Source organism: Pseudomonas sp. SLFW (genome assembly GCF_009905615.1).
GTDB classification, from domain to species: domain Bacteria; phylum Pseudomonadota; class Gammaproteobacteria; order Pseudomonadales; family Pseudomonadaceae; genus Aquipseudomonas; species Aquipseudomonas bambusae.
This window is the reverse complement of the sequence record NZ_JAAAKW010000011.1, coordinates 161,704-186,003: the sequence shown is the minus strand read 5'-3', so window position 1 is coordinate 186,003 and position 24,300 is coordinate 161,704. Positions and strand designations below refer to the sequence as shown.

Here is a 24,300-nt window from a genome sequence, read left to right as displayed (position 1 = left end):
CAATGACTCACACCCCTGACACCCCACACGACTTTCACATGGGCTGGCTGCTGTTCGCGCTGGCCATGGGCGCGTTCGCCATCGGCACCACCGAATTTGCTTCGATGACGTTGTTGCCCTTTATCGCTGGCGACTTCCAGACCACCCAGCCGCTGGCCGGCCACGCCATCAGTGCCTATGCCCTGGGCGTGGTGGTCGGTTCCCCGGTGATCATGGTCCTCGGCGTCCGATTACCACGGCGGGCGCTGCTGGTGGGCCTCGCGGCGTTCATCGGCATCGCCAATGCCCTGAGCGCCATCGCCCCTTCGCTGCCTTGGCTGGTGTTCTTCCGGTTTCTCAGCGGCTTTCCCCATGGGGCGTATTTCGGCGTCGCCATGTTGCTGGCCGCGTCTCTTGTCCCGAAGAATCAGCGTGCACAGGCAGTTTCACGAGTGTTTCTCGGCCTGACCATTGCCACCATCGTCGGCGTGCCGTTCGCCACCTGGATCGGCCAGACCGTCGGTTGGCGCTGGGGCCTGGCGGTGGTCGCGATACTCGCCGCGATCACTGCCGTGCTGATCCGCACCCTCGCCCCCGCCTCGCCCGCCCAGGCCGACGCCAGCCCGCTGCGTGAACTCGGCGCACTGCGTTCGCGCCAGGTCTGGCTCACGCTGGGCATTGCCGGGATCGGTTTTGGCGGCGTGTTCTGCGTCTACACCTACCTGGCCGCGACGCTGATCGAAGTCACCAGGACCTCAGACTTCATGATTCCGGTGGTCATGGCCGTGTTCGGGGTGGGCACCACGGTCGGCAATCTGGTCTGCGGCTGGGCAGCGGACCGGGCCACCATGCGCTCGGCCGGCATCTCGCTGGGCTTCACCGCATTGGTACTGGCGCTCTACCCCTCGGCCACCGATAACCTCTGGCTACTGATCCCGCTGGTGTTTTTCATCGGCTGTGGCGTCGGGCTGGCGGCCATTCTGCAAACCCGCCTGATGGACGTCGCGCCCCACGCGCAATCGTTGGCGGGGGCATTGGTGCAGAGCGCCTTTAACCTGGCGAACGCCATCGGCCCGTGGGTCGGCGGCCTGGTGATTTCAGCCGGAATGGGACTGCCCGCCACCGGCTATGCCGCCGCGGCGCTGACCCTGGGCGGTCTGGGCATGTGGTACTGGGCGATCACCGATGCCCGCGCCAGCGCGCAGCGATTTGACCGCCAAGCGGCCGGGGAATCCTGATTCGGCAAGCCCCCGGTCACGACCGTGCGTCATCGTGTCACCGCCCGGCGGGCTGAAAAACCTTGTCCGCCTCGCTCGCGCAGGCATAATCGGTCCACCCTTTGCATTGAATGAGTACCCCGTATTGAAACGCGTGACCTCCTGCTCAGATACCGTTGCGCCCAGCAGTTGTGCCAACGGCTCGGTGCGCCGAGCTTCCCGCCGTCTGGGGCAGATCTATGACGAAGCCTTTACTGACTGCGGCCTGAAAGCCACTCAGTATTCCCTGCTGTCGCAGATCGCACGCAGTGGCCAGCCCAAGATGCGCGACCTCGCGCAGGCGCTGGTCATGGACCTCTCCGCCCTGGGCCATACGCTCAAGCCGCTGGTGCGCGACGGTCTGGTGGAATTGCAGGTAGATGAGACGGACCGCCGCAGTCGCCGGGTGCTCCTGACCCAGGCCGGTCAGGAAAAGTACGCACAGGCGCGCAAGGTTTCGGAGCGGGTTCAGCAGGTTTTCGACAAGACCTTCGGCGTCGAAGAGACGGTAAAGCTGCGTCAGGCGCTGGACTTCATCGCTTCAGAGAGCTTTGCGCAGTCCTTGCTGGGCGAGTTGCAGGCCAGCGAAGCCTGACGGCGCACTCACCGCCGTCATGGGTCCTCTGGCTCATCCGGGGTCGGGAACAGGGTATCGACCTTGTGCCGGTTCGACACCCGTACCGGCGCCATCGCGGCGGACTCGGCCAGCTTGGTGGCCATGTCCCAGTGACGGGCCTCCTGCCCCTCGGGTCGGCCCTCTGTCTCCCAAATCAGTTGCGCCAGTTGACGAACAGCTTCTTCGTCGACATTCATGCACCGCCCCCCTAGATATTTCTGCAGTTCGTCGCCCGGCGTCAGATAGACACCGAGGCCTCCCGCGGTGACCACACTGGGCGAGCCATAGACCAGCCAGTACCGGGGAGAAAATAGCCGCGCGCCCTCACACCGTTTGTAGGCGTTGGACAGCGAAAATCGGCCTCCTGGCCCTCTGCGCATTGTTGCGATACCGCGACCACGCATCACGACAGATCTCCTTTCAGGGTTGCCGGCGGTTGAGCAAAATGCTCACGACCAGGCCAACACCTGCTGCCGCCGCAACGGCCGCCCAAGGGTTGGCCTTGACGAACACCTTGGCTTCATCGAGCGCACGGGTCAGCGGTGGCTGCTCAGGGAGGAAGTCACGTTCATACACCGTTTCACCGCGTGTGGCAGCGTCTTTGAGGAATGCGATCAAACGCGCGTGGGCCTGACTTGTGCGGTCTTCGTGCAGGGCATCACCCGCCGCAAGCAACGCATTGGTTTCATTGATAAAGGTGTTGAGCTGCGCGCGGGTCTTTTCATAGAGGTCCTCGCTCAGGGTTTCGGTGAGGTTATCGATCATCTTGCTCATGGACATTCCGTGTTCAAGGGGGGTGAAAAAGGTTGACCGGTGCTCGGGATAATTCGTTCCGAAAGACTGAACAACCGCGGACGCGTGTACAGGTTTAACGTGTCGAGGGCTTATCCAGGGGTCGCATCGCCGTTCAAAACGCGATTCAGCTCCGTGAATGGATCACCGTTTTCCCGACTCGAATCCAGCGTCAGCCATTTCTTGAACCGGGCCGGACTGCCGGTATACAGCGCATTCGCCGGAACGTCCGTGTTCACCACGCTGTTGGCGCCAATCACGCTGTTCTCGCCGATGCTGATGCCCGGCAGGATCACCACGCCCGCGCCAATCCACGCGTTTGCGCCGATGCTGATCGGTGATGAACGGGTGTGGCTGTGGCGCAGCGCAGGGTTCAAGTCATGGGTGGTGGTGCAAAGACGCACCTGCGGCCCGAGCATCGCGTCGGCGCCGATGGTAATGCCTGCCTGATCCAGAAAGACGCAACCGGCGTTGATCAAAACGTTCCTGCCCAAGGTGATGCGGCCCCGTTCGAAATAGAACGGTGGGCGGATGACCGCATTGCCCGCGGTCACAACGCCTGTCTTGCTTAAAAGACGGTTGCTTTTCTTTTTGCCGAGGTCGTGAGTGCTGAGCAGCCGTGTGTACTCGGCCGGTTTGAGATGTTTTTTGAGGTTATACAGCCACAGCATCATGGGGTTCGGTCACGTGAGAAAGGGGATCGCCTGCCCGGTATCGAGCGCCGTCGTGATTCTAGCGCGTTGCCGAAAAGCCGTATGGAATGCTTGCGCGTTGCTGCTGTACAGAATGGAAAAGCCCGACACAGGTGCCGGGCTTCACTGTGCGCTGCCAAACCGCGCAACGCCAGGCGCGGTTCGGACTAGATGCCCCGACCCCCCAGGGATGGTTTCGAATCATCGCGGTTCGACCGATCCGCCGACGGCACCGGGTCATTGCTGGTCCGGGCCGGGTGCAATGGGTCAACGGCGGGATCGGAAGCGTCTGGGGATTCTGGATCGAATCCCAGATCAGGGTCGATCTTGCGCGGTTTTTCACCTGAAGTGGGTTCAGCCGGGCGAGTGCCAGCGCGATGATCGAAACCGGTCTCATTGTCGGCCTGGCTGTTCACGCCTTTCTGCGAAACATTGCCGGGCGCGTCGGGATTCATCTCCATCTCGATTCTCCATCCTCACAGCATGGGATATCCACGCATATACCCATCGGAAATGCCCCGCATCCAGGAGTGCCGCAAGATGGACGAATGGCACCGGTAGGCCCGAAAGGTCGCAAACCGGCACGTCAAGGTCGGGTCTGTATCCTTAAGTATGATGGCAATCAGCTACGCTCCCGCTCACTATGGAGGCTGGCTGTGAGCCAAGCCAACCGATGTGTCGTCAAACCGAGGATGCCCACGGGACACGCTGGTGCTGTGAAAGCGGACGGACGTAGAGGTCAACGGATCGGTGACCACTGACTGCTTCAGAACGTACACACCAGAGGCCCATAGTGCTCGTACCCCTACCTGCGATCAAACGCGACCTTGAAGAAACCGCCGTTCATCTTGAACGCCTGTCTCAGTCGATGGCGGGCCATCTGGCCTACGCCACGTTTCGTCAGCCCCACCAGACCCACACGGAAATCGCCGGGAATATTCGGGGCATTCATTCCTCTGTTCAACAGCTGAAAGCAGCGGCTGCGCGCATCGATTAGCGCCCTGCCGCTGCACGTCAGACCTCCTGCGTTTTACTTGGCTGCGGAAGGGTAATCGCTGTAGCCCTGGGCCGCGCCGCCGAACAACGTGGCGGGGTCGAGTGCCGCCAGGGGCAAGTCGTGCGCCAGGCGTCGCGGCAAGTCAGGGTTGGCCACGAACGGTCTGCCGAACGCCACCAAGTCCGCATACCCCTGAGCGATCACCCACTCGGCACGAGCGACGTCGTAGTTGCCTGCGACGATGATCGGGCGAGTGAACCGCTCGCGAATCGCCCGACGGAACGTTTCAGTGATCACCGGCGCATCGTCCCAATCCGCTTCGACCAGATGCAGGTAGCCGATGCCCTTGCCTTGCAGGTATTCGGCAGCGTCGAGGATGGTCGGCAGGATGTCGGGGCAGTCCATGCCCCGGGCCGTCAGAAACGGCGCCAGGCGAATGGCCGTGCGTTCGGCGCCGATCTCGTCAACGACCGCATCGACCACTTCCCGGAGAAACCGCAGACGGTTAGTGCGGGACCCGCCGTATTCATCAGTGCGTTTGTTCGAGGTGGTGCGCAGGAACTGATCCACCAAGTAGCCATTGGCGCCGTGAATCTCGACCCCATCGAAACCGGCCCGAATGGCACGGCGGGCCGCCTGACGGAAGTCGTCGACGATCTGGGCAATCTCGCTGCGGCTCAACGCCCGTGGTGTCGGTGAATCGACCATCGTGCCCTGCCCGGTCGCCGGGTCGACTTTCCAGATCTGCCCTTCGAAGGGTTCGGCGGACGGTGCCACCGGCAACTCGCCCTGATGAAAGTCCGGGTGAGACATCCGCCCCACATGCCAGAGTTGCAGGAAGATCCGGCCGCCTTCGGCGTGCACCGCGTCCGTCACCCCGCGCCAGCCTTCCTGCTGGGCGTCGTTATAGATGCCGGGCGTGAAGGAGTAGCCTTTGCCTTGGGTGGAAATCTGCGAAGCTTCGGTGACAATCAGCGCCGCCGACGCGCGTTGAGCGTAATACTGCGCGTTGAGCGCGTTGGGGATGTCGCCAGGCTGGGAGCTACGAGCTCGGGTCATCGGGGCCATCACCACACGGTGTGGGGCACTCAGGCCCGCGAAGTCGATGGGCGTGAACAGGTTCGAAGAGGTCGTCATGATCGGTGTGTCCTGAGCCAGTGAGAGAAGATGGGCTCAGTCTGCGATCAGCGACTGCGTTTGATAATTGGGTTAGGCTTTGATGGATTTTCAAAAATAACGGAAGAATCATGGACAACCTGGACGCGATCCGCCTGTTCGTCGAAGCCGCCGAGTTGGGTGGTCTTTCTGCCGCAGGCCGCAAACTGGGCCTGTCCCCCGCCGCTGCCAGCGCCCGCCTGCTCAAGCTCGAAAGCTCACTCGCTACCCGTCTCTTCGAACGCACCACCCGCCAGCTCCGGCTCACCGATGAAGGCCGACTGTATTTGCAGCACTGCCGATTGGCGCTGCAATCGCTGGACGACGCCCGCGCCGCGCTGTCCGCTGAAAAAAAGGAAATACGCGGCAAGGTTCGTCTCTCCGCGACCTCGGATTTCGGCCGCAACGTGCTTAACCCCTGGCTCGATGAATTCACCCGCCTTTACCCGCAGGTCGTGCCCGCGCTGCTGCTGTCCGATTCCCTGTCGCACCTGATCACCGACGATGTCGATCTGGTGATCCGCTTCGGCGTGCCACCGGACAGCTCGCTGATCGCCCGACCGCTGGCCGCCAATCACCGCGTGCTGTGCGCCGCGCCCGATTATTTGCAGCGCAAAGGCGTACCGACGCATCCCGATCAACTGGCGAATTTCGACCACATCGTTTCTGGCCAGACAGGGTGGTCGAGCGAGTGGCGCCTGCAACGGGAGGATGAAACCGCGCTGTTCAAGGTGCCTCTGGAGGCGGCGCGTGAAACCAACGACGGGGCGGTCGCTCGGCAATGGGCCATTGATGGACACGGCATCGCCCTCAAGTCGATCTGGGACATCCGCGCCGACCTCGCCGCCGGGCGCTTGAAACAGGTGATGCCCCAATGGCAAACCGCCGAAACCCCGGTGTACGCGCTGTATCCGCGCAACCGGTATCTGGCGCCGAGGGTGCGTGCGTTGCTGGACTTTCTGAGCGAACGGTTCCAGCAGTCGCCGCCAGCAGAGGGCGTTTGAGCGGCGAGGGTCGTGAGTGATCGGCATCGTCGTACAGGTCGCCTGCAGGCATAATCCCGTCGGCGGTTGAGGGATGGCCCGTCCGAATCGACCCGCCCGCGCTGCTCACCACCAGGAGGTCACTGTGCGCAAGGATTACCTCGCCTTTTTCATGTCGCTGTTTCTGTCTCGATTGGCGGATCAGATTCTGCTGTTCATCGTGCCGCTGGTGGTGTTCCAGACCACCCAAAGCGCCGCTTGGGCCGGGCTGGCGTTTTCCGTCGAGTCGCTGCCGCGGTTTCTGGCGTTTCCCGTGTGCGGGGCGCTTTGCGATAAATACCCTCCGGTCAGAATCCTGCACATCAGCCAGGTGTACCGCGCCGTGCTGTGTCTGCTGGCGATGGCGCTTTACGGGGTCTTCGGCGGGATCGGCTGGTTGGTGGCGCTGTCGGCACTCTGCGGGGTGCTGACGACCCAGGGGGTCATGGCGCGGGAAGTGCTGATGCCTCACATTTTTCAGCACTACCGCTACACCCAAACGCTGTCTTACTCGCAGATCGCCGACCAGACCGGGCTGGTCCTCGGGCCACTGCTGGCGGCTCTGGTGCTGGAAGTCTGGCCCTGGCATTGGGTGGTGCTGGGCATCGCCGGGCTGTTTTTGCTGGCTGACCTGAGCATGCTGATGTGGCAGCGCCTCAGCCACGTCACCCTTGAGGTGTTCGAGCCCATTCAAGGCCTCTGGCTGCAACCGTTGAGAGTGGCCTTCGGGCACATCCGGGATCGGGCGGAACTGAAGAAGATCATCACGCTGGCCGTGGGCGTCAACCTGATCGTCGGCGTGACCCTGGCCACTTCGGCGGCCATGGTGATCGGCGATTACGGCGCCGACAAGGACCACTACGCCGGGTTGCAGGCGGCGGGTGCGGTGGCCACGATCCTGATTCTGTTCGTGCTGGCGCGCGTTTCGCTGCCCTTGCGGCTGTTGGGCGGAGCCGGGTATTCGATGATCGCCGTGGGCGCTTTCGTCTGTGCACTGAGCCCGAATTTGCTGGGCTACGGCCTGGGGTTTCTGCTGATCGTCGCGTTCGACAAGGTCTTCAACGTCTACATGCGCACCACCCGTCAGCGCGTGATTCCCGCTCAGGACTTCGGCAAAACCGTGGGCGTGATCACCCTGCTCAACAACCTCTCGCAGCCGTTTGCCGGTCTGCTAGTGGCGCTGCTCGCGGCGCCGTTGGGCACGCAACCCGTGGTCCTGATCCTCGCGGTGCTGGCGAGTCTCTTGGGCGGCGGTGCAGGGTGGTGGTTTGCCAAAGAACGTCGCCCCGCCGCCGTGACCTCGATCCTTGAGGCCGATCAGCACGCGGGGAAATGATCCGGGGCTTCAGCTCAGATACCGCTCCACCAGACGTGCCCAATACGCCGCGCCAATGGGCAGGTTCTTGTCATTGAAGTCGTACGCCGGGTTGTGAACCATGCAGCCGTCTTCTCCCACGCCATTGCCCAGCCGCAGAAAGCATCCGGGCCGCTGTTCCAGCATGTAAGCGAAGTCTTCGCTGGACATGAGCTGGTCAGCGTGGGGAATGATGTGCGCGTCGCCCACCAGTTCACGGGCAACCTGCAAGGCGAACTCGGTTTCAGCGGGCGTGTTGTCGATCACCGGGTAGCCTTCCATGTAATCGATGGTCGCCGTGGCCCCGTAGCTGCTGGCCTGCGCGTGAACCAGTGCCTGCACACGTTCCTTCAACAGCGCGCGCACGGGCTTGCTGAACGAACGAATGCTCAGCTCCAGATAGGCGCTGTTGGAGATGACGTTGTTGGCCACCCCCGCCTGCAACAAACCGACGGTGACCACCGCGGGTTCTACCGGATTAACGTTGCGCGCGACGACGGTCTGCAGCGCCATGACGATGCTCGACGCCACCACGATGGGGTCCACCGTCAGGTGCGGCCGGGCCGCGTGACCGCCGTGGCCGTGCACGGTGATCGCCACTTTGTCGCTCGCCGACATGAACGCACCACTGCGAAACAGAAAGGTGCCCGGCGCCTCTCCCGGATGGTTGTGAAGGCCGAACACGGCGTCGCAGGGAAAGCGCTCGAACAGCCCGTCGTTCACCATGCGCTGCGCGCCGCTGTCGAATCCCTTCTCCTCGGCAGGCTGGAAATACAGGTGCACCGTTCCGTTGAAATTCCGGGTGCGCGCCAGGTATTCAGCCGCCCCCAGCAACATGGTGGTGTGACCGTCGTGACCGCAGGCGTGCATGGTTCCCGCATGAACACTGGCGTAAGGCAGGCCAGTCTGCTCGGTCAGCGGCAAGGCATCCATGTCCGCCCGGAGGCCGATACGCTTGCCACTGCCCACTGTCAGCGTGCCGACGACGCCGGTTTCGCCTACGCCTTCAGTGACGTCATACCCCCACGCGCGCAACTTGCCTGCCACCAGCGCGGCGGTTTCGAACTCTTCATAGGCCATTTCCGGGTGCTGGTGAATGTGGCGGCGTATCCGGGTCAGCTCATCCGTCATGGGCTGGAGGTCGTCGATTTCGCAGTAATGGGGTTCAGTGTTCATCCGAAACATACCTGACGATAAGAAATGAAAGTGCGTGAATCATGCCGATCAAGGCGCATCGGCTTGAGGTATCGCAGGCGCTGGCAAACGCAGGGCCAGCGTGCAGACACCGCCAATGACCAACAGCGCGGCCATCGCGGCCATCCCGGTGACAAACGAACCCGTGAGGGTTTTCAGGAAACCGATGATGGACGGGCTGACAAAGCCGCCGAACGCGCCGATGCTGTTGATCAACGCAATGCCGCCCGCCGCCGCAGTGCCTTTCAGGTAGGTCGAAGGCCTCGCCCAGAACACGGCATAAGCGGCATAGGTCGATAAGGTCGCCAACGTGATGCTCCCCAGGGCGAGCGGCAGGTTGCCGCTGCTGAAACCGGTCAGGACCAGACCACCGGCCCCCATGAACGCTGGCACCGCGCCGTGCCATCGCCGCTCGCTGAGCCGGTCGGAGCGCCGGGCGTTGATCATCATCGCCACAATGGCGGCGCTGTACGGAATGACCGAGTACAGCCCGATGTCGACAATGTCCTTCACGCCCGCATCCCGCAGCAGGGTCGGCAACCAGAAGCTGACCGTATAAAGCCCGCAGATGAGGCAGAAGTAAATCAGCGCCATCACATAAATCCGCCAGTCCTTCAACGCCGCCGCAAAGGTGTGCTGTTTCGACGGCGGCGTCTGTTCGAGATCGTTCGCCAACCACTGTTTTTCTTCTGTGCTCAGCCACGGCGCCTGGGCGGGTGAATCACTCAAAAAGAAGTACGCGACCACCCCCAAGAGGATGCATGGCGCCCCTTCCAGGATGAACATCCACTGCCAGCCTTCCAGCCCTTGGGTCCCGGCGAAGGCTTGCATGATCCAGGTGGACAACGGCCCGCCGACGATATTCGACACCGGCCCCGCCAACAACACGCACGCCATGACCTGCGCCCGGCGTTTGCCGGAAAACCACAGCGTCAGGTAGAGGATCATGCCGGGGGCGAATCCGGCCTCGAACACCCCGAGAAAGAAACGCAATACGTAAAAGGTGGTGCTGTCATGGACGAACAGCATCGACGTCGAGGCCACGCCCCACAACAGCATGATGCGGCTGAGGGTCTTGCGAATCCCCACCCGCGCCAGCCACAGGTTGCTCGGCACTTCGAACATCACGTAGCCGATGAAGAAAATCCCGGCGGCCAGCCCGTAAGCGGCGTCGGTGAGACCGAACTCCTGCTGCATCGCGATCTTGGCGTAACTGATGTTGACCCGATCCAGATAGGCCAGCGAATAACACAGCAACAGGAACGGCAGCAGCCGCCAACTGATCTTGCGGTACATCCTCCCCAAAGCCCCGTCATCCGGGGGTGACACGGTAATCAGCGTTGCGGCGTAAGCCATGGTGATGTCCTCGAACACTCTGCGTTGTTGTTCTTGTTGTCTGGAACCGATGAGCTTGGCATCGCCCGATTGACACAAAGTATGAGAAGGATGAAGACTGCGAACAATAGCAATACTCGCTGGCGAGCGTTGCCTTTTAGTCAACGGTCAGGAGACACCGACTGTGCAAAGAATTGGCCTGAGTGAACGACGTTTGCACTACTTTCTCGCCGTGGCAGAAACCGGCTCGATACGCGGCGCGGCAGACCATCTGAATGTCGAAGCGTCGGTGGTCAGCCGGCAAATTCATCAGCTGGAAAGCGAGCTGGGTGTGCAGTTGCTCCAGCGCCACGGCCGAGGCGTCATTCCGACCGAAGCCGCCGAGCTGGTGATCAACCATTGCCGCGAACGACGCTCCAGTGAAACGCTGCTGCTGACCCAGATTTCTGAACTGCAGGGGCTGGAGCGTGGCGAAATTCATATCGTTGCGGGGGAAGGTTTTCGCGAGGAATTGGTGCGCTGGGTGCTTCAGGATTTCTGCCAGCAACACCCCAAGCTGAAGGTGACGTTGGAATTCGCCAACGCAGTGGACACCGTGCGCATGCTCGCCAACGACCAGGCCCACCTCGGCCTGGCCTATCGCCCGCCCATCGACCCGGCCGTGCGCACCGTCATGCAACGCAAACAGCCCATGTGCGTGATCGCCTGGCCTGGCCATCCCCTGACCCGGAAAAAACAGCCGCTGGCCCTGAGCGACGTTTGCCCCTATCCGGTGGGGATGATGTCCAACGGCTTTGGTCTGAGCAACCTGGTCAAACTGGCGCAATACCACGACCGTGTGCAGTTCGAATCCAGCCTGGTGACCAACTCCATCGCCACCCTTAAAAGCTACGTGAAGGCGCAGCTTGGCGTGACCTTTCTGTCGTCCCACGCCGTGGCAGATGAAGTCGCCGACGGCAGCCTTGTCGCGCTCCGCACCCGCAGCGAGGTGTTCGAAACCGCAGAGGCGCACATGCTGGTGCGCGCCGATCGGCAGCCATCGGTGGCGGTCGAGCGACTGTTGCAGATGCTGGAGGAGAAGGCGCTGTTTTGAGCGTTCGGGTGGTCCGTTGAACCCACATAAGCTTATGTGTATTGGGTATTTACGGTGCGTCGCCCGGACTGGATACCCTGACGCCCCTTCCCTTTCATAAGCGTGAACCATGCACATCCCTTTCAAAACAGCCGTGTGGGTAGCGGCCTTTCAGGTGGCAGGTGTGTGGGCGAGCATTGCCCAGGCCGCCGTCGAGTATCCGCAAACCGTTCGCGTCGGCTACCAGAAAGGCAACAGCCTGGTGGTCCTGAAAAACCGCGGGACGCTGGAAAAAGCCCTCGCGCCTCACGGCGTCAAAGTGGTGTGGCAAGAGTTCGCGTTCGGGCCGCCGCTGGTCGAAGGCATCAACAGTGGCGACATCGACATCGGCTTCGTGGGCGCGACCCCGCCCGTGTTCGCCCAGGCGGGCGCCGGGCCTGATGTGACGTACGTCGGCTACAGCGAACCCTATCAGGACAATTACGCGATTCTGGTGCCGAAGGACTCCACCGCGAAGTCGCTTGCGGATCTGCGTGGCAAACGGATTGCCGTGGCCAAGGGGTCTGCGGGCCAATACCTGCTGATCGCCGCGCTGGAGCAGGCCAAGCTCAGACTCGGTGACGTGGAAGAAGCCTATCTCGGTTACAGCGAAGGCCGGGCGGCGTTCGAGCGGGGCGACGTGGCCGCGTGGGTGGTGCCGGACCCGCGCCTCGCCGACACCGAACTGTCGAGTGGGGCCCGTCCGTTGATCACGGCGCGCAGCCTGCCGATTCAATACAGCTTCTACATCGCGCCGCGCCCCTTCGCCAAACGCTACCCGGAAACCCTCGCTACGGTGCTGCGCGAGCTGGACAGCACCGAGCATTACGTTCAGAGCCATCAACAGGAAGTCGCGCAGCTGCTGAGCGACGACACCAAGGTGCCCGTGCCGGTGTGGATTCGGTCGCTGGCCCGCCAGCCGTGGGGCGTGCATTTTCCGCTGAGCCCTCAGGTGATTGATGCCCAGCAACGGGTGGCCGATGCGTTCTATCGCAACCAATTGCTGCCGAAGGCCGTGCACGTCGCTGACGCGGTGGTCGATCTGGAGCACCCGCAATGAGCCGACAACTGCACCTCGGTGCCTTTCTCATGGGCATCGGCCACCACGCCAGCGCCTGGCGCCTGCCCGACGCGCAACCCGGCAATCTGACCAGCCCGGCCTACTTCAAGGCTTTGGCCCAGACCGCCGAACGCGGCAAGTTCGACTACCTTTTTTTCGCCGACCGCCTGGCCTTGTCAGACCGCTTCGGTAACAACCTCGACGCCAGCGTGCACTACCTCACCAGTTCCCGCCTCGACCCGGTCGCATTGCTCGGCCTGCTGGCGGGCGCGACGTCGCACATCGGCCTCGCGGCGACAGCTTCGACCACCTTCAATCACCCGTTCACCCTCGCACGCACCTTCGCCACGCTGGATCACCTCAGCGAAGGCCGCATCGGCTGGAACATCGTGACCTCCACCAACGACGGCGAAGCGCTGAACCACAGCGCCGAGCCGATCCTCGAACACGAACTGCGCTACCGGCGTGCGCGGGAGTTCGTCGAACTGGCGATCAAACTGTGGGACAGCTGGGAAGACGACCCCTTCATCCACGACAAGGTCACGGGGGAGTTTGCCCATCCCGAGCGGGTGCATTACCTCAATCACGCGGGGGAGTTCTTCAACGTGCGCGGCCCGCTCAATGTGCCGCGCTCGCCGCAGGGCCACCCGGTGCTGATTCAGGCGGGCTCTTCGGACACCGGCCAGGGCTTCGCTGCCAGCGTCGCCGACGTGATCTTCGCAGCACAGCCCGATTTGCAAAAAGCCAAGGTGTTTTACGAGACGGTCAATCAGCGCCTGCTCGCTCAGGGGCGCGCGGCCGGTTCGCTGAAAATCATGCCGGGCGTGATGCCGTTCGTGGGCAAGAGCAAAGACGAAGCGCAGGCCCGATTCGCCGAACTGGAGGACAACGTGCACCCCCTCGCCGGGCTGGCGCTGTTGTCTGACAGCATGAACCACGACCTCTCGGTCTACCCGCTGGACGAGCCGTTGCCGGAGGTGAAAGAGATACGCGGCAACCAGAGCCGCTTCAAACTCGTGCAGGAACTCTCGCAACGCGAAGGCCTGACCCTGCGCCAACTGGGCAAACGCTTTGGTGGCAGTCGCTCCCATCGGGTGCTGGCGGGCACGGCCAGCGAAGTCGCGGATGATCTCGAACAGTGGTTCACGGAACGCGCCTGCGACGGCTTTAACATCATGCCGCCCTACCTGCCTCAAAGCCTCGACGATTTCGTCAACGGTGTGGTGCCCGAGTTGCAGCGACGGGGCCTGTTTCGACGGGAGTACAGCGGACGCACCCTGCGTGAGCATCTGGGGCTGGAGCGGCCTGCGAACGGCCCTCGCGCCTAAAGGCGTCCGGTCAGGGCGCCTTTACAACCACCAGATTTTCGCGACTGATGATGTCCGGTTCGGCGACATAACCGATTTGCCGGGAAAACGCTTCGACGAACTGGCCACGCAGCTTTTGAATTTCCTGCGAGCTGTAGTTGACCAGCCCCCGCGCCCACTCAACGCCGTCAGCGCCTCGGCACACCACCATGTCGCCACGCTGAAACACGCCTTCGCTGCGCAGGATCATCAACGCGGTGATGCCCGTCGTGGCCGATGCGCTGCCGTCGATGATCTCCAGCGTCCCGCGCATGGGCAGTTGATTGGACAGCCAGCGTCCTCGGGACGCCGCCGGGTGGGTATCAGAGATCAGCAGCGTGCCGACCGATGCGCCCGCAGCGATGGCATCGAGAATGCCGTCCTGGCGCCCATCGGCGATCACCGTGTGGGCACCTGAACGGGCGGCCAGCCGCGCCGAGCGCAACCAGGAGCGCACATCGACGCCGAAGTGTTCAGTCATGTCGTGCGCGTAGCGATCCAGCGAGGCATCCCCGGCAGCGGCTTCATCGATCACCGCTGTGGCCTGATCGGTTTCAAGGCCTTGGCTCGTAATCAGGAAGCCTTCCAGCTCGGTCAGCAAAATGTACACATCCGCCTGCACCAGATTGACCACCAGCGCCCCCAGACTGTCGGTGTTTCCCGCGCGAATCCCATGGGTGGCCAAGGCACAGTTCTCGCTGACCAACGGGATCACGCCCTGCCCGAGCAAGACTTGCAGCGTGCTGCGTGCGTTGAGGTAGTGCTTGCGGTGGGACAGGTCATCCTGTGTCAGCAGAATCTGCGCAGATTGAGCGCCAGCGTGCGCCAGCGCTTGCGCCCAGAGCTGGGTCAGCCTGATCTGATCGATCGCGGCCAGGGCCTGCGCTTGATGCAAGGGCAGCGCGACGCCCGTGGAGGCACCGGCGCCAGGCGTCGAGACCACAACGACTTCAAGCCCTCGTTGACGCAGGGCCATCGATTGAGCGGCCAGCTTGCGGATGGCATCCGGATTGAAGCCGTCGGTTGCCGCAATCAGGCGGTTGTCGACGTGGATGACCCAGCGCTGGGTGGTCGTGATCGCTTCACGCATGTGGCTACCTCACTGTTTGTTCAGGGCGCGGATGGCGGTGCATCCGGATCACGCGATTGGCGTGACGGTCACGCCGTCGCTCATCTGTGCCAGGAGGCTGGCAGACTGAAGGTCCGTGCTGTTGGAGCCATGGATGACATACAGGCATTGCCCCGCCGTTACCCGGTCACCCAGCCCGACCTTGAGGTCGATGCCAGCGGATTTATCCGCCGGCGCACCGGCGCGTCGGGCCAGCTCACCGATGCGCCAACCGTCCAGTGCACTCACCTCCCCTGCCGCGCTCGCACACACCACGAAGGTCAGCGCACCTGGCAACACGGGCGCTCGCCGACCCTGGGCGTCGATGATCCGCTCAAACGCCGCATTGGCCTCGCCATTGGTCAGCAGTTCCTCCGCGCGGCGACGACCGGCTTCCACACTGCCGATGGCCGGGTCCCACGCCAGAATCTGTCCCGCGAAAAAAAGCGCCTTGTCGCGCAAGTCCTGCGCCGCCTCAGGATCATTGGCCAGCACCGCCCGCACGTCGCGCACCTCCAGCGAAGGCCCGATGCCGCGACCGATAGGCCGGCTTCCGTCTGTGGCAAAAGCCACCACGGTCAGACCCAGCCCGGCCCCGACCCGCTCGAACAAATCGCCCAGTTCCCTGGCCTGCGCCTGCGTCTTAAGTTTGGTGCGCGGGCCGTACGGCAGATCGACCACCACGTGGGTCGAGCCAGCGGTGAGCTTTTTCGACAGGATCGACGCCACCGACCACCGATTGGAATCAAGCCCCAACGGCCGGGTGATCGCGTTCATCACATCGTCCACCCGTGAGTGATTGAGTCGCCCATTCCAGGCAATGCACGCCCCCGCCTCAGCGACACAACGCTGCACGTCGGCGATGTCCAGGTCCACTCGCGCCACGGACTCCATGGCGTCAGCCGTGCCCGCCGCAGACGTGATTGCCCGGGACGACGTTTTGGGCATCGCCAGGCCGTGAGCCGCGACGATGGGCACCACCAGCAAGGTGATGCGGCTGCCGGGGACCCCGCCCATCGAGTGCTTGTCGACCACGATCGGACGGTCCCACGTCATCGTCGGGGAGAAGCGGCTGCGCACCCTGGCCAGCGCGACGACCTCGGCGTCGGACAGGCTGCGCGTGGCGCTGACCAGAAACGCGCTGATTTCGCCATCCGTGTAACGCCCCTCAATGATGTCGCGCAGCAGCATTTCATACTCGGGTTCGCCCAGCTCTTGCCCCTGAACCTTCTGAATCAGGGCCTGACGACTGGCCGGTGATGGCGTGCGGCGCAAGGCGATCTCGGCGCCCTCGGCAACCCGCCAATGGGCGAATGCTTCCTCGCTCAACCCGATTTCGTCCGCCGCCAGCAACCCCGGCGCGTCCAGCCCTTGAATCTGTACGCTCAATGATGCGGTGTCGGCCAGGAGGTCGACTTTCGAGCCGCCCAAATAATCGCCGACCGACAGCACGGCGCTGTGAAGGGGCAAGTAGGCCACCCGCTCCAGGCCCGTCGAGATCGGCACACGGCGCAGACGTACCCGTTGAGAGGCGTTCGCCAACGCATGAACGAACGCGCTGACCCCCTGCTCAAGGGCGCCGTCGTTGTTGACACGGATCGTTTCGATGTCCACGGGCAACGGCTCGACCTGACGCATCACCCGCGCGCCCGCCTCCAGGGCATTTTCCCGGCCACGGGCGAGAATGCGCGCCGCCAGCACGTCGATCGACGCCGTGACTTCCACCACCACGAGCCTGGGCACCAGCCCGGCCAGTTGACGAATCATTTTGCGTGAGCCGTTGGCGATGACGTTGCAGCCCTCGCCCAACGCTGTCAGCAAATCAGCAGACAAACCGTATGACAGTCCATGAGCGTCCCAGGTGACCAGAAACGCCCCTGCACTCACGGACGCCGAGAATTGAGCCTCAGTGACGCCGATGTGGTCCTCGCCCGGTGCGCCCGAGGGGCGCGTGATCGTGCGACGGGCGAACACGTATCGACCGGTGTCACCGAGTTGGGCGCGGGCGCCTTCGATCAACGAATCCTTACCGGCACCGCTGGGGCCGACAACAAAGAAGAAGATGCCCTGCGCCATGTGACTTACTCCGCCTCGTCCAGGCCGATGTCTACACACACCGCGGCCTGATTGAGCTTGCTGGTCGAGATGTAGTCGACACCGGTCTTGGAAATCGCGCCGATGGTCGACAGATTGATGCCGCCGGACGCTTCCAGTTTGGTGCGCCCATTGACCATTTTCACCGCCTCGGCCATGTCCGCCACGCTCATGTTGTCGAGCATGATCACGTCGACATTGGCCTCCAGCGCTTCGGCCACTTGGGTGAGGCTGTCGCATTCGACTTCGAGCTTGGTCAGCACGGGCAACTGGCGACGCGCGCGCTGTACCGCCTGGGTGATGCCGCCGCACACCGCAATGTGGTTGTCTTTGATCATCACGCCGTTGTCCAGGCCCAGGCGATGGTTAAGGCCGCCACCGCACGTCACCGCGTGTTTCTCAAGCATGCGCAGGCCGGGCGTGGTCTTGCGGGTGTCGATCAGGCGTGCACGGCTGCCGGCAACGGCGGCCACGTATTTGGCGGTCTCGTTGGCGATCCCCGACATGCGCTGCACGATATTCAGCGCCGTTCGTTCGGCTGTCAGAACGCTGCGCGCGTTGCCACGGACATCGATCATCACCGTACCGGCTTCGATTTTCTGACCGTCCTTCACCCGCACGATCACTTCCAGCGTCGGGTCGTAACGCTTGAACACCCGTGCAGCGATATCGATGCCGGAGACGATCAGCGTCTCGCGAGCGTTCATGTAGAAAGCGCCCACTTCGTCCGCTTCGATCATCACTTGAGCGGTCAGGTCGCAATAACCGATGTCTTCGGCCAGCCAAAGGTCGATCAGGCGGTCAGTCTGGAATACGTCATACATCGTGGTTACCCCTATGTGTGGATACAGTTCGGTGAAGGTCGATTATCGGTGCTGCAATTTTTTGTCGAGCATCAGCATCAGGCTGTTGCAGGTGACGGCGATGACGGTGAGTAACAACGCGACGGCCATGATGGTCGGGATATCCCCCAGCCCCATCGCGTTGACCGCCAGGTAGCCCAGCCCCCGTTGAGAAGCGAACATTTCGCCGATCAGCACCCCCAGCAACGTCAGCGCAAAACCCAGCCGTACGCCGGCCACGATTTCCGGCAGGATCGCGGGCAGCAGAACGTGGAACAGCGATTGGAGGGGGCTCAGGCGCAGCGTCCCGGCGGTGCGCAGGTACACCGGTCGCATCTGGCGAATGGCGTTCATGGTGAACAACAGAATCGGAATCAGACCGTGCATGACGCCGAACGCCACTTTCGACGAAAGCCCCAGGCCGAAACACAGCAAGACCAGCGGGTAGAGCGTCACTTTGGGGATCGCGTACAGATTCAGCAGAATCGGTTCGGCGACCGCACCGGCGAGACGGTTGATGCCCAGTAACACGCCCAGCACGATGCCGCCGATCAATGCCAGGCTCATGGCGTAGGCGAATGCCTTGGCGGTCGCCCCCACGTTGGCCCACAGCTCGGCCGTGCCCATCATTGAAATCAGGTGTGTGAGCGTCATCCAGGGCGAGGTCAGCGCGCCGGCCCCAATCATGAGGTGCAACACCTGCCAGGCGGCAATCAGGGCCATGACCAGTAAAAACGTCGGAACCATTCTTTGCATGGTATTCACCGTTGACGACGCGCTTGCAGGCGACGGTCCATGAAATTGAGCAGCGCGTTGATCAGCGTGACACTGATCAACACCAGCAACATGAGGGCGTACATGTTGTCGCTCTCGAAATTGTTGTAGGCAAAGGCAATGGCGTAGCCGATCCCGGAGCCTGAGAGGATGAACTCGGAGGCTATGACGCCGATGAAGGCGTAGGCCACCGCCAGTTTCACCCCGCCAAACAGGTACGGCAGCGCGGCAGGCAGCTCGATGCGGTACGCCGTCTCAAGCCTGGACATGCGCATGACCGCAGCGCTCTTGCGCAAGACCTTGGGGATACGATCAAGCCCGGTCAGCGTGGCGGTGATCATGGCGACGATGGCCAGCAGCACCGCGATGGCGATGATCGAGCCGTGACCGACACCGAAAACCACGATGAATACGGGGTAGAAAATGAACGTCGGGACGGCGTAATAGCTCGCCAGCAACGGTTCCAGGGCCGCCCGAAAACGCGGCATCGAATGCACCGCCAGGCCAATGAAGAACCCGCTGATGACCGCGATGAACGCCGACACCAGAATGTTGGTGAAACTGAACAGAATGTCGGCGCCGTAATGCCCCGACGACACCAGTGCCAACAGATGCGTGAGCATTTGCGAGGGTGGAATCAACACGCTTTGAGGGATGACGTGCGTCCGGCACAGCAGCTCGATCAACCCGATGAAGCTTGCGACCAGTGCAGATCGCAGCACGCTTTCGATATTCAACTCGACGTCCTCGCTAGATGGCCCGACCGGATCAGTGCTGGGTGCCCATGACCTTCATGGTTTCCACGCGCAACTTCTCCCAGAGACGGGAATTGATCTCGCCGAAGCGTGGCGTGGACACCACGCGGCTGTCGCGGTCGCGATCCCAGCCGGTGTCCACCATGTCAATGAACAGCCCTGGCCGTGAGGACATCACGCCGACGCGATCCGAGAGCATCGCGGCTTCGTCCAGCGCGTGGGTGATCAGCAACACAGTGGCGGACGTTTCGCGCCACAACCGCAGCAGTTCGTCCCCCATCAACAAGCGCGTCTGTTGGTCCAGCGCACCGAAGGGTTCGTCCATCAGAATCAGGCGCGGCTGCATGACCAACGTTCGGGCGATGCACACCCGCTGGCGCATGCCTCCGGAAAGTTGCGCGGGGTAGGCACTCGCGAAATCCCGCAGGCCCATGAACCCCAATGCGTAGGCCACCCGACGCTCCACTTCCGGGCCATCGACGCCGCTGCGACGCAGGCCGAAAGCGATGTTGTCGCGCACGTTCAGCCAGGGAAACGACGCATCCTCCTGAAACACCACGCCCACGCCGTCTGGCACGCTGGAAATGACCTTGCCTTCGAACATCACCTCGCCCGACGTCGGTCGCGCAAGGCCGGACAGGACGTCCATCAATGTGGATTTGCCGCACCCGGAGGGGCCGACAACGGAGAAGAATTCACCTTTGTTCAGCGTCAGGTCGATGGGCCCGAGCGCCGCAAACAGTTCACGCGTACCCGCCTTTTTGAACGAGCGAGTCACCTGACTCAGAGTGACGTGCGCCGTGCGAGATTCCGGGGCCGCCCTTAGCGGTTCAACCGCCCCACCCTTCAATGCAAAGGTCATGCTTCACTCCTCCAGATTCGCTGGTAAGCCCTGGCCCGCCAAGGCTAAAAGCGCTCAACTTATAATGCATACGCTACATATGAAGGACACAGCAAGATCGCTGCCAAGTAATAAAAACCCGCATTGAAGTAACAACAACATTCAATTAAACAGATGATTTATAACGGCTTTTAACAGATTAAATCTGATTTTAAAGCTGATAAGTGAGCGCGGTAAAAACAAGCGCTATAAAACAGAAAGTTAATCGATTGCAATGTGTACGCTACTCGCTCCAGCTTAGTGCTGTCGTTCGTACAATCGCACTAAAACGGGACGAACTCACCCGTCTTCCGCTCAGCGAGCAGTGCGCGCAACGGCCGGCAAAAACAACGTACACACTGATTCAACGCGGCACGCGGCCTTTTTGGCGAAAGACAATGAAAACGCCCTAAGTTCAGGATTATCAGCGTGTTAATGTCCAAGACTGCAAAAAAGCTCGTTCAGAAAATACCCTTGGCCTGCATTTTGCTGCCCGCAGTTAATAGCGTACAGAAACTAATAATAACGACGCCTCGCCCCTCTCTTGCCATGCCCCATGCACCCTGAAGCCAATAGGAGTTTCAAGAATGACTGCACAGCAAGCCCTTTTGTACTCGACCCGAAAGTTCGCCGCAGCCGGCCTGGCGATGTTGTCGCTGATCGCCACGTCTGCGCACGCCGACGAGATTTCGGTGACCCAATGGGGAACAAGCCTTTATGGCCTCCCTTATGCCGTGGCGATGGAGACCGGGTTGTTCAAGAAGGCAGGTATCGATATCACGGGCATTCTGGGATCGGGCGGTGGCGGCACCACCGTGCGCAATATTCTGGCAAGCGATACGCCCTACGGTGAAGTGGCCGTGGCCGCAGCGCTCGCCGCCCAGCGCCAGGGGCTTGATTTGGTCATCGTCAACATCGGCACCCGCTCGGTGGCCGAATCGTCTGTCGTGACCCTCAAGGGTTCTCCGGTGAAGGACATCGCTCAACTGGAAGGGAAAAAAGTCGCGATCACCTCGCCCAAGGGCGTCTCGGAGATGCTGCTGCTGATGTCGCTCAAAGCCAAGGGCATCGACGCGGACACAGTGACCCGCGTGGCCTCCGGCGGCTACGTGAACGGCCTGACGTTGCTGGATCAGAAAGCCGTGGACGCGGCCGTGCAGATCGAGCCTCTGTCGATCCTGCGCAAAGATCAGTACACCACGCTCTACAAGTCCAGCGACTTGCTGCCGCCGATGACGACGTCGGTGGGGATCACCACCCGCGAATTCGCCAAGGCCCACCCCGACAAACTGCGAGCAATCATCGAAGGCCGCCGACTGGGCGTCAAAGCCATCTACGACAACCCGCAGCAGGCTGCCGACATCCTCGCCAAGAGTTTCAAGCTGGAGCCGGCCATCGCCAAGGAAGCCGTGGACAATATGATCGCGCCCCACATGTGGAGCGAGGGTGATTTCAACACGGTCGAACTGGAGCGCATGGCCGACGGCCTGAGACTCAACGGAGAACTCAAAGGCACGGTGGACTGGGCCGCCATCATGGACAAATCCTACCTGCCGAGCGACTTGCAGCCTTAATCACGGCTGATGCTCCCCTGCAAACGGCCCGTTTGCCTGTGTGACAGGCGACGGGCCGTCGGTGTTTTTTTGCACGGCCAGGGTTCGGCCATGGGCGATCAGTGTTGAGCACCCGCTCTTGGGGCAGGCCTGCCGACAGCACCCGTGAGAGGCTCTATCCAGGGCGTTTGGAGGGGTCTTATCAATCTTACTGATGATGACTATCGAACCGCTCGCCTGTTGGCGCTCGAAAGCTGACTCCTACAATCTCCTCCTCTTTTCCCCCGCTCCTGCGCCTCCTTGAGGCGACACTCTTCCTTGGAATTCGAAACCATGCCAAGCGCCAGTCATACCCCGCCCGAACACAATCAGCAGAGCGTCAAACAGCAGTGGCTGGCGATTCTCTCGGTCGCCGTCGGCGCCTTCGCCCTGGTCACCAGCGAGTTTCTTCCGGTCGGCGTGCTCAACGACGTTGCGCGCGACCTGGGCATCAGTGCGGGCCACGCCGGCCTGATGGTGACCCTGCCCGGCATCATGGCCGCCCTCGCCGCGCCGTTGTTGTCGGTGGGCATTGGCGCCATGGACCGTCGTTACCTGTTGATCGGCCTGACGCTGATCATGATCATCGCCAACTCGGTCGTGGCCTACGCCAGCGACTTCAGTCTGCTGCTGTTCGGTCGCGTGCTTCTGGGCGTCAGCATCGGCGGGTTCTGGGCCACGGCGATTGCCCTGAGCGGCCGTCTCGCCCCCAAAGGCGTAGGCGTGGCGCAAGCGACGTCGATCATCATGGTGGGCGTGACCCTGGCCACGGTGCTGGGCGTGCCGGTCGGCACCTGGCTGAGCGAACTGATGGGCTGGCGCATGACCTTTCTGGTGACCGCACTGCTGGGCGTCCCGGTATTGCTGGCGCAGCTTTTCCTGCTGCCGAGACTCAATCCGGACAAAGCCATTCGCATCAGTGACCTCCCGGCCCTGTTCATCAATCCACAAGCGAGGGTTGGGCTGATCGCGGTCCTGCTGATCGGCCTGGCGCACTTCGCTGCCTACACCTACGTCGCGCCCTTCTTCAAACACAGCGCCGGGTTCGACGGCCCCACCATTGGTTCGTTGCTGCTGCTCTATGGCATCGCCGGGGTCATGGGTAACATCTTTGCCGGTTTCGCTGCCAACCGCAGCGTGCGCCACACGCTGATGCTGGTCGCGGTGCTGATTGGCGTCAGCACCGCGTTGTTCCCGTACTTCGCCACCGGCCTGACGGGCGCTGCCATGCTGATCGCGCTCTGGGGCTTTGCCTTCGGCGCCTTCCCGGCCTGCGCCAGTATCTGGATGTTCGTCGTGGCCCCCAAAGATGTCGAACGCGGCATGCCGCTGTTCGTCGCGATGTTCCAGGTGATCATTGCGCTGGGTTCTTTCTTCGGCGGGCAGATCGTCGACCAACTGGGCAGCTCGGTGTTGATGAGCCTGGCGACGGCGTTGGTGGGCTGCGGTCTGGCGACGGTGCTGGTGCTGGGACGTAACGTCAGCAACAGCCAGGCCGGGGATGCTGACGCCTCGGTTGTGGTCACTCAGCACTGAGCGACAGGGCCGGGCTTCCTGCGTAGCGCGCTGGAAACCTGATCTGCGGACCGGCTGCGATGAGCATTGCAGCGCGGTCAGGGCCTGTGGAGAGACCCTGATCAGGCCAGTTTCTCCTCGGTTTCATCAATGAATTTCAGAATGCTGACACCGCCGCGCAGGATGTCATCAGCAATGGCCTTGCGGGCCTTGGCGGGTTTTTTATCGCGCAACGCATCCATCAGCACCATGTGTTCATCGGCCCCGATATAAGAGTTGTGGCCGAAGGTATAGAACAGATTCAGGATCGGCCCCATGGAGACCCACAAGCCCTCGATCTGAGCGGTGAGCATGTCCATGCCCGACAGCCTGTAGAGCGTGAAGTGAAACTCTCGGTTGTGGTGCATCGCCGCCAGGCCGTCGTTGTTTCGATCCGCTTCTTCGAACAAGTTGTGAAGCGCCAGAAGCCTGGCCAAGTCGGCTTCAGTCACGTTTTGGGTGGCCATTTCGGCGGCCAGCCCTTCCAGCGCCATGCGGATGGTCCGAACCTCCAGATACCGCGCGCGGGTCAATGCCGGCACCGTTGCAAACCGGCCAGAGCGAAGTTCCAGACCGCGTTCGCTGACCAGCCGAAGACAGGCTTCGCGCACAGGCGTGACGCTGGTTCCCAGTCGTTCTGCGAGGTCCTGCATGACCAACCGCTCCCCCGGCTTGAAGTTTCCAGCGATCAGTCCTTCGCGAATCGAAAAGTACGCCCGAGCCGAAAGGTTGCCTTGCTCCAAGGGTTGAATCTGCACAGTGAGCTCCTGATAGTGGCGGTCTCGGGTAATG

23 protein-coding genes and 1 pseudogene are annotated in these 24,300 nt (G+C 62.2%); 10 read left to right on the top strand and 14 right to left on the bottom strand.

Annotated features, from left to right (window positions below; translation table 11 throughout):
- Positions 1 to 2 precede the first annotated feature (2 nt).
- Both GVN17_RS20070 and GVN17_RS29470 read left to right on the top strand, forming a co-directional pair.
- A complete protein-coding gene (locus GVN17_RS20070; RefSeq protein ID WP_166596988.1) occupies positions 3 to 1,217 on the top strand; it encodes an MFS transporter in 1,215 nt (404 codons plus the stop codon).
- Positions 1,218 to 1,350: 133 nt separating this feature from the next.
- Positions 1,351 to 1,830: a MarR family transcriptional regulator gene (locus GVN17_RS29470; protein WP_341964564.1), complete on the top strand. Its 480-nt coding sequence runs from the start codon at positions 1,351 to 1,353 to the stop codon at positions 1,828 to 1,830.
- Between the two features lie 86 nt (positions 1,831 to 1,916).
- Here the strand turns inward: GVN17_RS29470 and GVN17_RS20060 are convergent.
- The 4 genes and pseudogenes from GVN17_RS20060 to GVN17_RS20045 form a co-directional block, all read right to left on the bottom strand.
- A pseudogene (locus GVN17_RS20060) lies at positions 1,917 to 2,048 on the bottom strand (DUF2934 domain-containing protein); the annotation flags it as partial.
- A gap of 223 nt (positions 2,049 to 2,271) precedes the next feature.
- Positions 2,272 to 2,625: a DUF883 family protein gene (locus tag GVN17_RS20055; RefSeq protein WP_166596986.1), complete on the bottom strand. Its 354-nt coding sequence runs from the start codon at positions 2,623 to 2,625 to the stop codon at positions 2,272 to 2,274.
- A 110-nt stretch (positions 2,626 to 2,735) separates the two neighbouring features.
- Positions 2,736 to 3,317, bottom strand: coding sequence for a DapH/DapD/GlmU-related protein (locus tag GVN17_RS20050; RefSeq protein WP_256665317.1), 582 nt, complete (start codon positions 3,315 to 3,317; stop codon positions 2,736 to 2,738).
- Positions 3,318 to 3,502: 185 nt separating this feature from the next.
- Positions 3,503 to 3,796, bottom strand: coding sequence for a DUF6021 family protein (locus GVN17_RS20045; protein WP_166596985.1), 294 nt, complete (start codon positions 3,794 to 3,796; stop codon positions 3,503 to 3,505).
- 332 nt (positions 3,797 to 4,128) lie between these two features.
- Here GVN17_RS20045 and GVN17_RS20040 point away from each other — a divergent pair, with 332 nt between their 5' ends.
- Complete coding sequence (locus GVN17_RS20040) at positions 4,129 to 4,332, top strand: hypothetical protein (protein WP_166596984.1); 204 nt, start codon at positions 4,129 to 4,131, stop codon at positions 4,330 to 4,332.
- Positions 4,333 to 4,365: 33 nt separating this feature from the next.
- Here the strand turns inward: GVN17_RS20040 and GVN17_RS20035 are convergent, their stop codons facing one another.
- Positions 4,366 to 5,469: an alkene reductase gene (locus GVN17_RS20035; protein ID WP_166596983.1), complete on the bottom strand. Its 1,104-nt coding sequence runs from the start codon at positions 5,467 to 5,469 to the stop codon at positions 4,366 to 4,368.
- 110 nt (positions 5,470 to 5,579) lie between these two features.
- On the opposite strand from GVN17_RS20035, the gene GVN17_RS20030 reads away from it, so the two are divergent.
- Positions 5,580 to 6,491: a LysR family transcriptional regulator gene (locus tag GVN17_RS20030; RefSeq protein WP_166596982.1), complete on the top strand. Its 912-nt coding sequence runs from the start codon at positions 5,580 to 5,582 to the stop codon at positions 6,489 to 6,491.
- 124 nt (positions 6,492 to 6,615) lie between these two features.
- A complete protein-coding gene (locus GVN17_RS20025; RefSeq protein WP_166596981.1) occupies positions 6,616 to 7,845 on the top strand; it encodes an MFS transporter in 1,230 nt (409 codons plus the stop codon).
- A gap of 9 nt (positions 7,846 to 7,854) precedes the next feature.
- Here the strand turns inward: GVN17_RS20025 and GVN17_RS20020 are convergent, their stop codons facing one another.
- Positions 7,855 to 9,039, bottom strand: coding sequence for a M20 aminoacylase family protein (locus GVN17_RS20020; RefSeq protein WP_166596980.1), 1,185 nt, complete (start codon positions 9,037 to 9,039; stop codon positions 7,855 to 7,857).
- 48 nt (positions 9,040 to 9,087) lie between these two features.
- Positions 9,088 to 10,413: an MFS transporter gene (locus tag GVN17_RS20015; protein WP_166596979.1), complete on the bottom strand. Its 1,326-nt coding sequence runs from the start codon at positions 10,411 to 10,413 to the stop codon at positions 9,088 to 9,090.
- A 163-nt stretch (positions 10,414 to 10,576) separates the two neighbouring features.
- Here GVN17_RS20015 and GVN17_RS20010 point away from each other — a divergent pair, with 163 nt between their 5' ends.
- From GVN17_RS20010 to GVN17_RS20000, 3 genes are all read left to right on the top strand, one after another.
- Entirely contained in the window at positions 10,577 to 11,485 is a 909-nt protein-coding gene (locus tag GVN17_RS20010; protein WP_166596978.1) for a LysR family transcriptional regulator, read from the top strand.
- A gap of 109 nt (positions 11,486 to 11,594) precedes the next feature.
- Positions 11,595 to 12,563, top strand: a complete 969-nt coding sequence (locus GVN17_RS20005) for an aliphatic sulfonate ABC transporter substrate-binding protein (protein WP_166596977.1) — start codon at positions 11,595 to 11,597, stop codon at positions 12,561 to 12,563.
- A complete protein-coding gene (locus tag GVN17_RS20000; protein ID WP_166596976.1) occupies positions 12,560 to 13,891 on the top strand; it encodes an LLM class flavin-dependent oxidoreductase in 1,332 nt (443 codons plus the stop codon). Before GVN17_RS20005 ends, GVN17_RS20000 begins: the two co-directional genes overlap by 4 nt.
- A 10-nt stretch (positions 13,892 to 13,901) precedes the next feature.
- On the opposite strand, the gene proB is transcribed toward GVN17_RS20000, so the two are convergent.
- From proB to GVN17_RS19970, 6 genes are read right to left on the bottom strand one after another with little or no spacing between them, the layout of a single operon-like run.
- Positions 13,902 to 14,999 (bottom strand): glutamate 5-kinase, encoded by a 1,098-nt coding sequence (proB, locus tag GVN17_RS19995; RefSeq protein WP_166596975.1) that lies wholly within the window; start codon positions 14,997 to 14,999, stop codon positions 13,902 to 13,904.
- A gap of 48 nt (positions 15,000 to 15,047) precedes the next feature.
- A complete protein-coding gene (gene phnN / locus GVN17_RS19990) occupies positions 15,048 to 17,093 on the bottom strand; it encodes a phosphonate metabolism protein/1,5-bisphosphokinase (PRPP-forming) PhnN (RefSeq protein WP_166596974.1) in 2,046 nt (681 codons plus the stop codon).
- Between the two features lie 5 nt (positions 17,094 to 17,098).
- A complete protein-coding gene (gene nadC / locus GVN17_RS19985) occupies positions 17,099 to 17,935 on the bottom strand; it encodes a carboxylating nicotinate-nucleotide diphosphorylase (protein ID WP_166596973.1) in 837 nt (278 codons plus the stop codon).
- Positions 17,936 to 17,977: 42 nt separating this feature from the next.
- Positions 17,978 to 18,709 (bottom strand): ABC transporter permease, encoded by a 732-nt coding sequence (locus tag GVN17_RS19980; RefSeq protein ID WP_166596972.1) that lies wholly within the window; start codon positions 18,707 to 18,709, stop codon positions 17,978 to 17,980.
- A gap of 5 nt (positions 18,710 to 18,714) precedes the next feature.
- Positions 18,715 to 19,464 (bottom strand): ABC transporter permease, encoded by a 750-nt coding sequence (locus GVN17_RS19975; protein ID WP_166596971.1) that lies wholly within the window; start codon positions 19,462 to 19,464, stop codon positions 18,715 to 18,717.
- A gap of 31 nt (positions 19,465 to 19,495) precedes the next feature.
- A complete protein-coding gene (locus GVN17_RS19970; RefSeq protein WP_166596970.1) occupies positions 19,496 to 20,344 on the bottom strand; it encodes an ABC transporter ATP-binding protein in 849 nt (282 codons plus the stop codon).
- A gap of 605 nt (positions 20,345 to 20,949) precedes the next feature.
- On the opposite strand from GVN17_RS19970, the gene GVN17_RS19965 reads away from it, so the two are divergent.
- Positions 20,950 to 21,936, top strand: coding sequence for an ABC transporter substrate-binding protein (locus GVN17_RS19965; protein ID WP_166596969.1), 987 nt, complete (start codon positions 20,950 to 20,952; stop codon positions 21,934 to 21,936).
- A 312-nt stretch (positions 21,937 to 22,248) separates the two neighbouring features.
- The gene (locus GVN17_RS19960) at positions 22,249 to 23,490 is read left to right on the top strand and encodes an MFS transporter (protein WP_166597014.1); all 1,242 of its coding nucleotides are present in this window, start codon (positions 22,249 to 22,251) and stop codon (positions 23,488 to 23,490) included.
- A 101-nt stretch (positions 23,491 to 23,591) separates the two neighbouring features.
- On the opposite strand, the gene GVN17_RS19955 is transcribed toward GVN17_RS19960, so the two are convergent.
- Positions 23,592 to 24,266, bottom strand: a complete 675-nt coding sequence (locus GVN17_RS19955; protein WP_166596968.1) for a GntR family transcriptional regulator — start codon at positions 24,264 to 24,266, stop codon at positions 23,592 to 23,594.
- Positions 24,267 to 24,300: the final 34 nt, after the last annotated feature.